Source organism: Cryobacterium sp. TmT2-59 (assembly GCF_004403545.1).
Taxonomy (GTDB): Bacteria; Actinomycetota; Actinomycetes; order Actinomycetales; family Microbacteriaceae; genus Cryobacterium; species Cryobacterium shii.
This window is the reverse complement of record NZ_SOGM01000028.1, coordinates 1-14,135: the sequence shown is the minus strand read 5'-3', so window position 1 is coordinate 14,135 and position 14,135 is coordinate 1. Positions and strand designations below refer to the sequence as shown.

General features: G+C 70.0%; 11 protein-coding genes. 9 read left to right on the top strand and 2 right to left on the bottom strand.

Translation table 11 applies throughout. The features are described 5' to 3' along the window. Positions 1-32 precede the first annotated feature (32 nt). Together ybaK and glgX are read right to left on the bottom strand one after the other, a co-directional pair. A complete protein-coding gene (gene ybaK / locus E3T24_RS04620; RefSeq protein WP_134368241.1) occupies positions 33-527 on the bottom strand; it encodes a Cys-tRNA(Pro) deacylase in 495 nt (164 codons plus the stop codon). A gap of 3 nt (positions 528-530) precedes the next feature. Then, positions 531-2,573 carry a glycogen debranching protein GlgX gene (gene glgX / locus E3T24_RS04615; RefSeq protein WP_134368240.1) on the bottom strand — a complete coding sequence of 681 codons (2,043 nt, stop codon included), beginning with the start codon at positions 2,571-2,573 and terminating at the stop codon, positions 531-533. An 84-nt stretch (positions 2,574-2,657) separates the two neighbouring features. On the opposite strand from glgX, the gene E3T24_RS04610 reads away from it, so the two are divergent. The 9 genes from E3T24_RS04610 (at position 2,658) to E3T24_RS04570 (ending at position 13,928) form a co-directional block, all read left to right on the top strand. Then, on the top strand, positions 2,658-3,845 hold the full coding sequence (locus E3T24_RS04610) for a cysteine desulfurase family protein (RefSeq protein ID WP_134434335.1): 1,188 nt from the start codon (positions 2,658-2,660) through the stop codon (positions 3,843-3,845). Between the two features lie 222 nt (positions 3,846-4,067). Beyond that, the gene (mnmA, locus tag E3T24_RS04605) at positions 4,068-5,246 is read left to right on the top strand and encodes a tRNA 2-thiouridine(34) synthase MnmA (RefSeq protein WP_134406033.1); all 1,179 of its coding nucleotides are present in this window, start codon (positions 4,068-4,070) and stop codon (positions 5,244-5,246) included. Beyond that, positions 5,239-7,533: an NAD-dependent DNA ligase LigA gene (gene ligA / locus E3T24_RS04600; RefSeq protein WP_134402275.1), complete on the top strand. Its 2,295-nt coding sequence runs from the start codon at positions 5,239-5,241 to the stop codon at positions 7,531-7,533. Before mnmA ends, ligA begins: the two co-directional genes overlap by 8 nt. 219 nt (positions 7,534-7,752) lie before the next feature. Next, on the top strand, positions 7,753-9,111 hold the full coding sequence (locus E3T24_RS04595) for an alpha/beta hydrolase (RefSeq protein ID WP_134368126.1): 1,359 nt from the start codon (positions 7,753-7,755) through the stop codon (positions 9,109-9,111). A gap of 37 nt (positions 9,112-9,148) precedes the next feature. After that, positions 9,149-9,445 (top strand): Asp-tRNA(Asn)/Glu-tRNA(Gln) amidotransferase subunit GatC, encoded by a 297-nt coding sequence (gene gatC, locus E3T24_RS04590; protein WP_134368127.1) that lies wholly within the window; start codon positions 9,149-9,151, stop codon positions 9,443-9,445. A 2-nt stretch (positions 9,446-9,447) separates the two neighbouring features. Next, positions 9,448-10,995, top strand: a complete 1,548-nt coding sequence (gatA, locus tag E3T24_RS04585; RefSeq protein ID WP_134368128.1) for an Asp-tRNA(Asn)/Glu-tRNA(Gln) amidotransferase subunit GatA — start codon at positions 9,448-9,450, stop codon at positions 10,993-10,995. Further along, positions 10,995-12,512 carry an Asp-tRNA(Asn)/Glu-tRNA(Gln) amidotransferase subunit GatB gene (gene gatB / locus E3T24_RS04580; RefSeq protein WP_134368129.1) on the top strand — a complete coding sequence of 506 codons (1,518 nt, stop codon included), beginning with the start codon at positions 10,995-10,997 and terminating at the stop codon, positions 12,510-12,512. The genes gatA and gatB overlap by 1 nt, the downstream gene beginning before the upstream one ends. Beyond that, positions 12,512-12,811: a hypothetical protein gene (locus E3T24_RS04575; RefSeq protein WP_134368130.1), complete on the top strand. Its 300-nt coding sequence runs from the start codon at positions 12,512-12,514 to the stop codon at positions 12,809-12,811. Before gatB ends, E3T24_RS04575 begins: the two co-directional genes overlap by 1 nt. A gap of 10 nt (positions 12,812-12,821) precedes the next feature. Next, positions 12,822-13,928: a VIT1/CCC1 transporter family protein gene (locus E3T24_RS04570; protein ID WP_134368131.1), complete on the top strand. Its 1,107-nt coding sequence runs from the start codon at positions 12,822-12,824 to the stop codon at positions 13,926-13,928. The last annotated feature ends 207 nt before the right edge of the window (positions 13,929-14,135 follow it).

The window sequence follows — 14,135 nt, the reverse complement described above, 5'->3', positions numbered from 1 at the left end:
CTCGGCGGGCCTGGAACGGGCCTGGAACAGGGTTAGGCCCGGGCGATCGCCGCGAACAGCGCCGCCGTGGCCCGGGCCAGGTCGGCCGGCGCCAGCTCGATGTCGAAGCCGCGGCGGCCGCCGGAGACGAACACCGTGTCGAAGGTCAGCGCGCTGTCGTCGACCACGGTGGTGAGCCGGGACTTCTGCCCGACCGGGCTGATGCCGCCCACCACGTAGCCGGTCTTCCGCTCGGCGAGCGACGGGTCGGCCATCACGGCCTTCTTCGCACCCACGGCGGCGGCGAGCGCCTTGAGGTCCAGCTGGCCGGTGACCGGCACGACGCCCACGACAAGCCGGCCGTCGGCATCCGCCAGCAGGGTCTTGAAGACCCGGCCCGGTTCGATGCCGAGTTTCTGCGCGGCCTCCAGGCCGAAGCTGGTGGCAGAGGGTTCGTGCGGGTAGGCGTGGGTGGTGAAGGGGATGCCGGCCTGGCTCAGCCAGACCGTCGCCGGGGTGCCGGCGCTACCCTCCGGCCGCCTCGCCACGCGCTAGTGCGCCCGGAGCAGCTGCATGGACGCGCCCGGCACGAGGTACTGGTCCCCGGGGGCGTGCTCGATCACGGTGTCGCTGAGGTCGTCGTGGCTGGAGTCCCAGAGGAGCGTGTAGGACGTGACGCCCTCGTGCACCGGAAGGGTCACCGTCACGTCCTCCTCCCGGCCCTGCACGATCAGCAGGATCCGGTTGAACTCCTCGTGCTCCGGCGTGCTCGCGGCGAGGTACTGGAGGGTGCGCTCATTCGACGAGTGCCAGTCGTCCTCGGACATCGACTTGCCCTCGATGTTGTACCAGTCCATCTGGCTCGCGCTGAGCGTGGTCTCGCCCGGACGGCCGAACCAGACCGGGCGCAGGGCCGGGTTCTCCCGGCGCAGCTGCAGCAGGCGCCGGGTGACCCGGTGCAGATCGACCTGCCAGTCGTCGAGGTCCCAGTTGAGCCAGGTGAGCTCGCTGTCGTGGCAGTAGGCGTTGTTGTTGCCGCGCTGGCTGCGACCGAATTCGTCGCCGGCCGTGATCATCGGCACCCCGGCCGAAAGCAGCAGGGTCGCCAGCAGGTTGCGCATGGCCTTCCGCCGGACCGTCAGGATCGCCTTGTCACGGGTGGGCCCCTCGGCGCCGTGGTTGAAGGAATTGTTGCTGTCGGTGCCGTCGCGGTTCGACTCGCCGTTGCCCACGTTGTGCTTGACGTTGTAGGAGGTCAGGTCGGCGATGGTGAAACCGTCGTGCGCCGTGATGAAGTTCAGGGAGGCGAGGGGGCCGCGCTCCTGGGAGAACGTGTTCGCGGACCCGGCGAGGCGGGTGGCGAAGCGCCCGATTCCGCTTCCCGCGTGCCCGTCGCGGGCGGCGGCCAGGTCGGTCAGCCAGAACGAGCGCATCCGGTCGCGGTAGCGGTCGTTCCACTCGGTCCAGCCGCCCGGGAAGTTGCCGGTCTGCCAGCCGCCCATCCCGATGTCCCAGGGCTCGGCGATCAGCTTGACGTCGGCGAGTTCCGGGTCGTCCTGGATCGCGGTGAGCAGCGGGCTGTCCTGCTGGAACTCGACGTGCTCGTCCCGGGCCAGGGTGGCGGCCAGGTCGAATCGGAAACCGTCGATCTGCAGGTCGTTCGCCCAGTAGCGCAGCGAGTCGAGCACGAGCCGGCGCGGCACGTCGTGGGAGACGTTCAGGGTGTTGCCGCAGCCCGTGAGGTCGATGTAGGCGCCCGCGCTGTTCTGCCGGTAGTAGGCGGCGTTGTCGATGCCGCGGAGGCTGCTGACGGGGCCGTTGGGTCCCTCTTCGGCGGTGTGGTTGTAGACCACGTCGAGGATGACCTCGAGGCCGGCCTCGTGCAGGAGCTTGACCATGCCCTTGAACTCGCGCAGAACGGCTTCCGGGCCGGCCGCCTGTGAGGACTGAGTGGCGTAGTCGGCGTGCGGGGTGAAGAAGTTGAAGGTGTTGTAACCCCAATAATTCGTCAGACCCTGTTTGATCAGCCGCCGCTCGGAGACGAATGCCTGCACGGGGAGGAGTTCGATCGAGGTGACGCCGAGGTTCTTCAGGTAGCCGATGGTTGACTCGTGGGCCAGCCCGGCGTAGGTGCCGCGGAGGTGGGCCGGGACCGAGGGGTTGAGGTTGGTCAGTCCGCGCACGTGGGCTTCGTAGACGACGGTGTGGTCGAGGGCGATCTTCGGTTTGGACGATCCGGCCCAGTCGAAGGTGTCGTCGACGACATACGACTGCCACTGGTCGGGACCCACCCGAACGAGGCCACGGGAATACGGTTCGATCAGGGTTTTCTCGGGGTGGAACGAATGCTGCGGGCCGGTGGGCCCGGAGACACGGATGCCGTAGCGGCGCCCCGCGGACAGGGTGCGGGATCGACCCACCCACACTCCGTGGGCGTCTTTGACCATGGGCACGGTCTTGACGATCCAGTTGGGGTCGGTGGCATCGAAGATGCAGAGGTCGATGGCGTCGGCGTTCTCCGACCACACACGCAGCTCGCCGCCGTGGGTCGTGACTCGGACACCGAGATTGCGCAGGGAATCGGGCGGAGTCATGGGTTCTAGAGTAATGAGTACAAAAGGGGAGTTGTGACCACACTTTGACTCTCCGTTCCCTAGAGCGAGCGTGGAAGGATCGACATGGCCGTGTATCTGGACCATGCGGCGACGACTCCGATGCTGCCGGAGGCCATCAGCGCATACGTGTCGGCGATGGCGGTGGTGGGCAATCCGGCATCCGTTCACAGCCAGGGCCAGAACGCGAAGCGCCTGCTCGAGGAGGCCCGCGAGCAGGTCGCCCTGAGCCTGGGCAGTGACCCGATCGAGATCGTCTTCACCGGCGGGGGCACCGAAGCGATCAACCTGGGCATCAAGGGGCTGTACTGGGCGCGCCGGCCGCGCACCCGCATCCTGGTGCCGGGCGGCGAGCACCACGCCACCATGGACACCGTGGAGTGGCTGGAACAGTACGAGGGCGCCGTAGTCGAGTGGCTGCCCCTGGACTCGGTGGGCCGGATCGACCTGGCCGCCGTGGAGCGGTCGATCGCGGCGAACCCGCACGACATCGCGCTGATCACCCTGCTCAGTGCCAACAACGAGGTCGGCACCCTGCAGCCGGTCGCGGAGGTCGCGGCCCTCGCCGCGGCCCACGACATCCCGGTGCACGTCGACGCGGTGGCGGCCTACGGCCACGTTCCGATCGACTTTCGGGCCCTCAACGACGGGGGAGCGTCCGCGGTGAGCGTCTCGGCGCACAAGATCGGCGGGCCGGTCGGGATCGGCGCACTCGTGCTCTCCCGCCGGGCGAGCGTGGTGCCGCTCCTGCACGGCGGCGGGCAGCAACGGCAGGTGCGCAGCGGCACGCAGGATGTGGCCGCGGCGGTGGCGTTCGCGGTCGCCGCGACCGCCCTCGGCGACGACCTGTCCGGCGAGAACGCCCGGGTGGCTGCCCTGCGCGATCGGCTCGTCGCCGGCGTCCGGGCCGCGGTCCCGGCCGTGATCGTCAACGGCGACCCGGATGCCGGCGGGCGCCTGCCCGGCACCGCCCACTTCAGCTTCCCCGGCTGCGAGGGCGATTCGCTGCTGTTCCTGCTCGACGTGGCCGGCATCTCGGTGTCGACCGGATCCGCCTGCCAGGCCGGCGTGCCGGAACCCTCGCACGTGCTGCGGGCCATGGGCCGCAGCGAGGTGGAGGCGCGCGGCGCCCTCCGGATCACCCTCGGCCGCACCTCCACCGAGGCCGACGTCGACGCGCTGCTGGCGGCGGTGCCCGCGGCTCACGCCCGGGCGGCCCGCGCCGGCCTCGCCGATCGGGTGCCGGGGCGCTGACCGCGCCGCGGGCAGCCGTCGTGGCCCGTGGCCCGTAGTCCGTGGCCCGGTAGTCCGTGGCCGGTGGCGTGCCGGCCCATTGGCACCAGCACGGCGTGAGGGTGCCTGTTCCGGTCGAGAGTGGCCGGTACAACGGACACTCTCGACCGGAACGGGCACTTCGGCACCGGGACCGTGCAGGGGCGCATTGGCCATTCAGCTTCGCCCGATTACACTCGTCAGGTGAAGGTTTTGGCAGCAATGAGCGGTGGGGTGGACTCCGCCGTCGCCGCAGCCCGCATGGTCGAGGCGGGGCACGAGGTGGTCGGGGTGCACCTGGCCCTCAGCCGCATGCCCGGCACCCTGCGCACCGGCAGCCGCGGCTGCTGCACCGTCGAGGACTCGATGGACGCCCAACGGGCCGCGAACATCATCGGCATCCCGTACTACGTCTGGGACTTCTCCGAGCGGTTCAAGCTCGACGTCGTCGACGACTTCATCAACGAATACGCGGCCGGCCGCACCCCCAACCCGTGCATGCGCTGCAACGAGCGGATCAAGTTCGCCGCCCTGCTCGAGAAGGCCCTCGACCTCGGTTTCGACGCCGTCGCCACCGGCCATTACGCCACGATCCGAACGGATGCCGACGGCAACCGCGAGCTGCACCGCGCCAGCGCCTGGGCAAAGGACCAGTCCTACGTGCTCGGCGTGCTCACCCAGGACCAGCTCGCCCACTCGATGTTCCCGCTCGGAGCCACCCCGTCCAAGGCCGAGGTGCGCGCCGAGGCAGCCAAGCGCGGCTTCTCGGTGGCCACCAAGCCCGACTCCTACGACATTTGCTTCATCCCCGACGGCGACACCCGCGGCTGGCTGGCCGAGCGGGTGCCGCCGGCGACCGGCGACATCCTGGACCGTGAGGGCAACACCCTCGGCCGGCACGAGGGCGCGGCCGCGTTCACCGTCGGGCAGCGGAAGGGGCTTCAGATCGGCACCCCCGCCGCCGACGGCAAACCGCGCTTCGTGCTCGAGGTTCGCCCGATCACCAACACCGTCGTCGTCGGGCCGAAAGAGGCGCTCGCGATCGGGGAGATCGCCGGCTCGAAGTTCACCTGGTGCGGCGTCGCCCCCGCCCACCCCGAAACCGCTTTCGACTGCACCGTGCAGATCCGCGCCCACGCCGACCCGGTGCCCGCTGTGGCCCAGGTCGTGCCGGTGGCTCCCGGCGAGAACGGCGAGAACGGCGAGAACGGCGTGAACGGCGCGACCGGTGAGACCCGCCCGGCCACCGAGCTGGTCATCACCCCGGCCGAGCCGCTCACGGGTGTCGCCCCCGGGCAGACCGCGGTCGTCTACCTCGGCACCCGGGTGCTCGGCCAGTGCACGATCGATCGCACCGTCAGCGCGGTCGGCGTCAATGCCTGACACAGCAGCACCGGCCGGAGCAGCGCCTGAGGGAGCAGCGCCTGACGCCGGATCCACACCCACCGCGCCCAGTCACGCGCTGCACGTCGCTGCCGTCGAGGTCTCGGAACTGACCCAGCGCATCCTCGAAGCCCGGGACACCTACTACGACCGCAACGAAGTCATCATCGACGACGCCGAGTACGACGCCCTCGTGCGCCGTCTCGCCGAGCTCGAGCACCAGTTCCCCGAACTGGCGAGCCAGGACAGCCCCACCCAGACGGTGGGCGGCCGGGCCGAGACCAGCCTGTTCGATCCGGTGCAGCACGCCGAACGGATGCTCAGCCTCGACAACGTCTTCTCGATCGGGGAATTCGAACTCTGGGCGGCCAAGGTGGGACGCGACGCCGGCCGGCCCGTGCACTACCTCTGCGAGTTGAAGATCGACGGGCTGGCGATCAATCTCCGCTACGTGAATGGCGTGCTGGTCAGCGCGGCGACCCGCGGCGACGGCGTGGTCGGCGAAGACGTCACCGAGAACATCGCCCGTGTGCCCGGAATACCCCGGCAACTGACCGGCACCGGACATCCGGCCCTGATGGAGGTGCGCGGCGAGGTGTTCTTCCCGGTCGCCGAATTCCTCGAGCTCAATGCCGCGCAGGTCGCCGCGGGTGAGCGTGTCTTCGCCAACCCGCGCAACGCGGCGGCCGGCTCGCTCCGCCAGAAGTCCGAAGGCAAGGCCATGGAGCCGCTCCGGCTGATGCGCGCCAGGCTCGGGCGACTCCGGATGCTGGTGCACGGCATCGGCGCCTGGCCGAACCCGCCCGTGGCCACGCAATCCGGCATCTACGAGCTGCTGCGCGGCTGGGGGCTGCCCACCAGCAGCTACTTCCGGGTGGAGCCGAGCGTGGTCGAGGCGGCAGGCTTCATCGAGTACTACGGCGAGCACCGGGCCAGCGTCGACCATGAAATCGACGGCATCGTGATCAAGATCGACGAACTGGCCCTGCACGCCGAACTCGGCGCCACCAGCCGGGCGCCGCGCTGGGCGATCGCCTACAAGTACCCGCCGGAGCAGGTCAACACCAGGCTGCTCGACATCGTCGTCAGCGTGGGACGCACCGGGCGGGCCACGCCCTTCGCCGTGATGGAGAAGGTGCGGGTGGCCGGCTCCGAGGTGCGCCAGGCCACGCTGCACAACCAGGATGTGGTCAAGGCCAAGGGCATCCTGATCGGGGACACCGTCGTGCTGCGCAAGGCCGGCGACGTCATCCCCGAGGTGCTCGGCCCTGTGCTCGAACTGCGTGACGGCACCGAGCATGCGTTCGTGATGCCCGCAGACTGCCCGGAGTGCGGCACACCGCTCGCCCCGGCCAAGGAGGGTGACATCGACCTGCGCTGCCCGAACGCGCGAAGCTGCCCGGCCCAGGTGCGCGGGCGGGTCGAGCACATCGGCTCCCGCGGCGCCCTGGACATCGAGGTGCTCGGCGAGGTGGCCGCCGCCGCGCTGACCCAGCCGACCCGGCCGAGCACGCCGCCGCTGCCCACGGAGGCCGGACTCTTCGACCTCACGCTCGAAGACCTGCTGCCGATCGAGGTCGTCGTGCGCGACGCCGAAACCGGGCTCACCCGCGAAGAGGAAGACGGATCGGTCCGGCTCCGCACTCCTTTCCGCCGCAACCCGACGGCCGCAGAGAAGAAGCAGGGCATCGAAGGGCCGCAGCCCTCGTCGAACGCGCTCAAGCTCATCCGCGAGATCGGACTGGCGAAGACCAAACCGCCCTGGCGGCTGCTGGTGGCCCTGAACATCCGTCACGTCGGGCCGGTCGCCGCGCGCGCCCTGGCCGGCCACTTCGGCTCGCTCGACCTGATCCGGGCCGCGTCGCGGGACGAGCTGGCCGAGGTCGACGGCGTCGGCGGCATCATCGCGGACGCCATCATCGACTGGTTCCAGGTCGACTGGCACCGCGACATCGTGGAGCAGTGGACCCGGGCCGGGGTGCAGTTCGCGACCCCGGACCACCCGGGGCCCGGCGCCGCGGCCGCCGCCGGGGGAGTCCTGGCCGGCCTCACGGTCGTCGCCACCGGGTCGATCGAGGGCTACACCCGGGAGGAGGCACAGGAGGCCATCCTCTCCGCCGGCGGCAAGGCCGCCTCCAGCGTGTCCAAGAACACCGACTTCGTCGCGGCGGGCCCGGGCGCCGGGTCCAAGCTGGCCAAGGCCGAACTGCTCGGACTCCGAATCCTCGACGCCGCCCAGTTCCGGCTGCTCGTCACCGAGGGCCCGGGTGCGCTGGCTGAGAAGTAGCCTTACGATTTCACCCCCGAAGCGGGGGTCCCGGCGACGCCTTTGGGGGGGACTTCGGCCACCGCCTCTTCACTAATCTGAAGGTGCAGGTCTTGTGCTGGAGGTCGAGTTGCCTGGCATCTCGGTGTTCGTGAGGGGACGTACCCAGGTTTGCTGTTGGTAGCGGCAACAATTCTCACCGCCTCTCTGACTCTCAACGGAGTCAGCGAGGCCTTTGGAGTGCACGAACTCCAGGGCATGGTGCAGGGTCAGCCGCTCCCCACGACCGCCCTCGACCCGGCCGCCGCGGCCGGTACCGCCCCGCTCTGGGGCGAGTTGTCCGGCCGGCGGGGGTCCTCGATCCGGGTGCGGGTCTCCGGCGAGCCGGGAGTCTCCGCCCAGCCGGTGGCAGCGGTCCCCGCCGACGCCGACGCGAACGTCAACTCGGTGCGCCGGATGACCGGCACCAGCCTGCTGGCCGGACTGTCCAGCCTGTCCCCGGCCGACATCTCCGCGTTCGTGCAGGCGTCTCCGGGCCAGGTCGATTCGCTGCTGGCTGTGCCGCCCGCGGCAACCGAGGTGGCCGGACTGTGGGACGGCCTCGGTTCGTCGGAGCGGTCCTCGCTGCTGGCCGCGGCCCCGAGGCTCGTCGGCAACCTCGACGGCATCCCGTTCCGGGAACGCGGCCGAGCCAACGCCCGTTACCTCAGCCAGAGCCTGGCCGAGGTCGCGCAGAGCCTGGCCACGGCGACGGATGACGCCCAGCGGCAGGTCTTCGCCCGCGAGCTCGGCGTCCTGACCCAGGTGAAGGCCGCGCTGCGCACCCCCGACGGAAGCCCCCGGCGTTCCCTGATCCTGCTGGATCCCGCCGACGGAGGACGGGCGGCGATCGCCCTCGGCAACCCGGACACCGCCGACTACGTCAGCTACCTCGTTCCGGGCATGAACTACGCGGTGGAGGCTCAAATCGTGAACTGGACGAACACCGCAGCGGCCGTGTACGCGGAACAGGTCGAGGTTTTGAGGGAACGGGCCGGAGCCGGCCGGGGCGCGTCCGGCAGGAGCGTCGCCACCGTGGCCTGGATCGGGTACGAGGCGCCGGACCTGTTCAACGTGGGCGGACTGGACCGCGCGGAGGCCGGGGCGGACTTCCTCGAGGAGTCGTCGCTGGGCATCCGTGCCGACCGGGGCGAACACCAGCCCTTCATCTCGGTGTTCGCGCACTCCTACGGGTCGACCGTGGCGCTCACGGCCCTGGCCCGAGGGTCCTTCTCGGTCGACGCCCTGGTGCTGGTCGGGTCGCCCGGGAGCCAGATCCAGTCCGTCGACCAGCTCAGTGTGGCCCGTGGAAACGTCTACGTGGGGAAGGCAGACTGGGATCCCACCGTCAGCAGTGCGTTCTTCGGCAGTGACCCGGGGGCCGCGTCCTACGGCGCCCACCGGCTCGGCGTCGCCGGCGCCCGCGACCGGTTCACCGGGCTCTGGCTCAACGGGTCTCTCGGCCACAACGCCTATTTCGACGTGGGCAGCGAGTCGCTGCACAACATGGCCCTGATCGGAACCGGTAACGCGGCACTGGTCACCGACGGCTCCGAATAGAATTGGGGTATCCACCCCGACGACCGTACGGAGCTACATGTCTGAAATCACGGCCGAGCAGGTTGCCCATTTGGCAAACCTTGCCCGGATCGACCTGAGCGCGGAGGAGATCGACCGCCTCACCACCGAACTCGGTCAGATCGTCGACTCCGTGGCGAAAGTGGCCGAAGTGGCCACCCCGGACGTTCCGGCGACCAGCCATCCGATGCCGCTGACCAACGTCTTCCGCGCTGACGTGGTTGTCCCGTCCCTGACGGTCGAGCAGGCGCTGTCCGGCGCCCCTGACCGCGACGGCGACAAGTTCCGCGTGCCCGCGATCCTGGACGAGGAGTAACCATGACCAACGTGACCAAACTGACCGCCGCCGAACTCTCCGAACTGCTCACTGACCGCTCGGTCAGTTCCGTCGAGGTGACGCGCGCCCACCTCGACCACATCGCGGCCATCGACACCGATGTGCACGCCTTCCTGCACGTGGCGAGGGACGCGGCTTTGGCCACCGCCGCCCGGATCGACGCCCGGCGTGCCGCCGGGGACGAGCTCGGCCCCCTCGCCGGCATCCCGATCGCCATCAAGGACGTGCTCGCCACCCTCGACATGCCCTCGACGGCCGGCTCGAAGATCCTCGAGGGCTGGATCCCGCCCTACGACGCCACGGTGGTCAAGCGGGTCCGCGACGCCGGGCTGATTCCCCTCGGCAAGACGAACATGGACGAGTTCGCGATGGGCTCCTCCACGGAGTTCTCTGCATACGGCCCGACCCACAACCCGTGGGACTTCGACCGGATCCCCGGCGGCTCCGGCGGCGGCTCCGCGGCCGCGGTCAGCTCGTTCCAGGCGCCCCTCGCGCTCGGCAGCGACACCGGAGGCTCGATTCGCCAGCCCGCGGCCGTGACCGGCTCGGTCGGCGTCAAGCCCACCTACGGCGGCGTGTCCCGATACGGCTCGATCGCCCTGGCCTCCTCCCTTGACCAGGTCGGACCGGTCACCCGCACGGTGCTCGACGCGGCACTCCTGCACGACGTGATCGGCGGCCACGACCCGCTCGACTCCACCTCGCTCACCGACTCCTGGCCGTCCATGGCCGCCGCCGCGCGCGCCGGCCTCGCCGACGGAGCCCTCAAGGGAGTCCGGGTCGGCGTGATCAAGGAGCTCAACGGCGACGGTTTCCAGGCCGGGGTATCGCAGCGCTTCACCGAGACCCTCGCGCTGCTCTCCGCCGCCGGCGCCGAGATCGTCGAGGTCAGCGCCCCCAACTTCGAGTACGCGATCGCGGCCTACTACCTGATCCTGCCGGCCGAGGCGTCCAGCAACCTGGCGCGTTTCGACTCGGTGCGGTTCGGTATCCGGGTCAACCCCGACGAGGGCCCGCTCACCAGCGAGCGCGTGATGGCGGCCACCCGTGATGCCGGCTTCGGCCCCGAGGTCAAGCGCCGCATCATCCTCGGCACCTACGCCCTCAGCGCGGGCTACTACGACGCGTACTACGGCAGCGCCCAGAAGGTGCGCACCCTGATCCAGCGGGACTTCGAGGCGGCCTTCACGAAGGTCGACGTGCTCGTCTCGCCGAGTGCGCCCACCACGGCGTTCAAATTCGGGGAAAAGATGAGCGACCCGATGGCCATGTACCTCAACGACGTCACCACCATACCGGCCAACCTGGCCGGTGTGCCCGGGATGAGCCTCCCGATGGGTCTCGCCCCCGAGGACGGACTGCCCGTCGGACTTCAGATCATGGCGCCCGCGAAGCAGGATGCCCGCCTGTACCAGGTCGGCGCCGCCATCGAGGCGATGCTCGAGGCATCCTGGGGCCACACCCTGCTCAGCCAGGCGCCGGAGCTGGCGCCCAACGACATGTTCACAAGCACCGAGGGAGCCGTCTGATGAAGAAGGCCGAACTGATGGATTACGACAAAGCCCTCGAACTGTTCGAGCCGGTGCTCGGCTTCGAGGTGCACGTCGAGCTCAACACCAAGACCAAGATGTTCTGCGGCTGCGCCAACGAATTCGGCCAGGGCGCCAACACCAACACCTGCCCGACCTGCCTCGGCCTGCCGGGCGGCCTGCCGCAGGTGAACGCCCAGGCGATCGAATCGAGCATCCGTCTGGGCCTCGCCCTGGGCTGTGAAATCGCCGAGTACTCGAGGTTCGCCCGCAAGAACTACTTCTACCCGGACACCGCGAAGAACTTCCAGACCTCGCAGTACGACGAACCGATCGCGTTCAACGGGCAGCTCACCATCGAACTCGAGAGCGGTCGACTGGTCACGGTCGACATCGAACGTGCGCACATGGAAGACGACGCCGGCAAGCTCACGCACGTCGGCGGGGCCACCGGCCGCATCCAGGGCGCGGATTACTCGCTCGTGGACTACAACCGCGGCGGCGTGCCCCTGGTCGAGATCGTCACGCAGATGATCGAGGGCGGCGAGGCCGACTCGCCCGAGATCGGCCGCACCTATGTGGCCGCCATCCGGGAAATCGTCAAGGCCCTCGGCGTGTCCAACGCGCGGATGGAAGAGGGCAACGTGCGCTGTGACGCGAACGTGTCCCTGCGCCCCCGCGGCTCGAACATCCTCGGCACGCGCACCGAGACGAAGAACGTCAACTCGCTGCGTTCGGTCGAGAAGGCCGTCCGCTACGAGATCCAGCGCCAGGCCGCCCTGCTGCAGGCCGGCGGAACCATCACCCAGGAAACCCGTCACTGGCACGAAGACACCGGCATCACCTCGGCCGGCCGCCCCAAGTCCGACGCCGACGACTACCGGTACTTCCCGGAGCCCGACCTCGTTCCCGTTGCCCCGTCCCGGGAATGGGTGGAGGAGCTGCGCGCGACCCTGCCCGAGCCTCCGGCGGCCCGGCGCAAGCGGCTCCAGGCAGACTGGGGCTTCGCCGACCTCGAATTCCAGGACGTCGTCAACTCCGACCTGATGGATGCCGTCGAAGCGACCATCGCGGCCGGCGCCTCCGCCCAGGCCGCCCGCAAGTGGTGGACCGGTGAGGTGGCCCGGCTCGCGAACGTCGCCGGCGTCTCCGCCGACTCCCTCGTGCAGCCCGACCAGGTCGCCGCGCTGATCGAACTGGTCGTGGCCGGCACGCTCACCGACCGTCTGGCCCGCCAGGTGCTCGAGGGAGTCATCAACGGTGAGGGAACTCCCCTCGAAGTCGTCGAGTTCCGCGGTCTCGCCGTGGTCTCCGACGACGGAGCGCTCATCGTCGCGATCGACGAGGCCCTGGCCGCCCAGCCGGACGTCCTCGCGAAGATCCGCGACGGCAAGGTGCAGGCCGCCGGCGCCGTGATCGGTGCGGTGATGAAGGCCATGCGCGGGCAAGCGGATGCCGCACGCGTGCGCGAACTCGTGCTCGAGCGGGCCGGATCGGCCGACGGATCGGCCGAGTAGTGGCTCTGCGGAAGAAAGCGGACAGGGCAGGGAAGGCCCCGGCAGTCTTCGGCGTCGGGATGCAGGTCGTCGTGCGTCTGGATCGGAACCGGTACCCGGACGCTGCCGCGGAGGACCCGATCGGTGTGATCGTGGCGGCCGGCGAAGTCGAGGGGACCGCACTGTACGCCCCGGTGGCGGGTCGCGAGGCCGTGTGGGTCGTTCAGTTCGACGAACCATTCTTCGGCCTCGACGGCTCCGGACCGCACGCGTCCGCTCGAGTCGCGCAGGGCTCGCTCGAGCCCGCGCCCGAGGCATGAGCGTGGAGGCATGAGAGTGACAGAACAGCAGCGCCCGGCCAGCCCCGCCGAGATCCGACGCTGGCGGCAGTACCTGGCCGACGAGCGCGCGGAAGCGACGGTCTACCGTGACCTGGCCGGACGCCGCGACGGTGAGGAGAAGGAGATCCTGCTGGCCCTGGCCGAGGCCGAGGGCCGTCACGAGGCGCACTGGCGGCGCCTCCTCGGCGACCAGGTCGGGCAGCCGAGGCGTGGCGCTGTGCGCACCCGTTTTCTGGGCTTCCTGGCCCGACGCTTCGGGTCCGTGTTCGTGCTCGCCCTGGCCCAGCGCGCCGAGGCGCGCTCGCCCTACGACGCGGACGCGGACGCCACGGACACCATGGCCGCCGACGAGCGCATCCACGAGGAGGTCGTGCGCGGGCTCGCCGCGCGCGGGCGCCAGCGTCTGGCCGGCACTTTCCGTGCCGCCGTGTTCGGCATCAATGACGGTCTCGTCAGCAACCTGGCCCTGGTGCTCGGAATCGGCGCCACCGGCGTGCCGACCACCACGATCCTGTTCACGGGCATCGCCGGGCTCCTCGCCGGCGCGCTCTCGATGGGTGCGGGGGAGTACGTGTCGGTGCGTTCGCAGCGGGAACTCCTCGAAGCCTCCACTCCGAATCCGGCCTCCCGGAGCGTCTTGTCGCACCTCGACCTGGCCGCGAACGAGTTGACCCTCGTCTATCGGGCGCAGGGGATGTCCCCGGAGAAGGCCGAGTTCCACGCCCGGGAGGCGTTGCGCACCGTGGCGATCGCCACAGGTCCGGTCGACGTCAAGCAGACCGGCGGACTGTCTCCGGCCGTCGACGAGCACGAGGCGATCGGCACCGGACTCGGCGCCGCGACCTCGAGCTTCTGCTTCTTCGCCTCCGGCGCCATCCTGCCCGTTCTGCCCTACCTCTTCGGGCTCGAAGGCATGGCAGCGATCATCGTCGCCGCCGTGCTCGTGGGTCTGGCCCTGCTGGCAACCGGGGCGATCGTCGGGCTCCTGTCGGGCGGACCGCCCCTGCGCCGCGCGTTCCGGCAACTGGTGATCGGGTTCGGAGCCGCCGGCGTCACCTACCTGCTCGGCCTGCTGTTCGGCACCTCGGTCGGCTGATACCCCCAGACGGCCCGCGACTGAGCCGGCTGCCCGGCGCTTCAGAACGGCGGCGGCTCGTCGGAATCGTCCGGCGGCACCGGTCTCGGCCTCGGTGGCGGTTGGGGCTGGATGATGGTGGCCGGTTCGCTGATGAAGTGCCGCCCGGTCGGTGAGGTCCAGTTGAGAGTGCCGTCGGGCAGCATTTCGTAGCTCCACCGGGTCTCC

Excerpts from the sequence above, each read along its gene's own strand:
- glgX (WP_134368240.1), bottom strand. The coding sequence starts at position 2,573 with ATGACTCCGCCCGATTCCCTGCGCAATCTCGGTGTCCGAGTCACGACC.
- E3T24_RS04610 (WP_134434335.1), top strand. The coding sequence starts at position 2,658 with ATGGCCGTGTATCTGGACCATGCGGCGACGACTCCGATGCTGCCGGAG.
- ligA (WP_134402275.1), top strand. The coding sequence starts at position 5,239 with ATGCCTGACACAGCAGCACCGGCCGGAGCAGCGCCTGAGGGAGCAGCG.
- gatC (WP_134368127.1), top strand. The coding sequence starts at position 9,149 with ATGTCTGAAATCACGGCCGAGCAGGTTGCCCATTTGGCAAACCTTGCC.
- gatA (WP_134368128.1), top strand. The coding sequence starts at position 9,448 with ATGACCAACGTGACCAAACTGACCGCCGCCGAACTCTCCGAACTGCTC.
- gatB (WP_134368129.1), top strand. The coding sequence starts at position 10,995 with ATGAAGAAGGCCGAACTGATGGATTACGACAAAGCCCTCGAACTGTTC.
- E3T24_RS04570 (WP_134368131.1), top strand. The coding sequence starts at position 12,822 with ATGAGAGTGACAGAACAGCAGCGCCCGGCCAGCCCCGCCGAGATCCGA.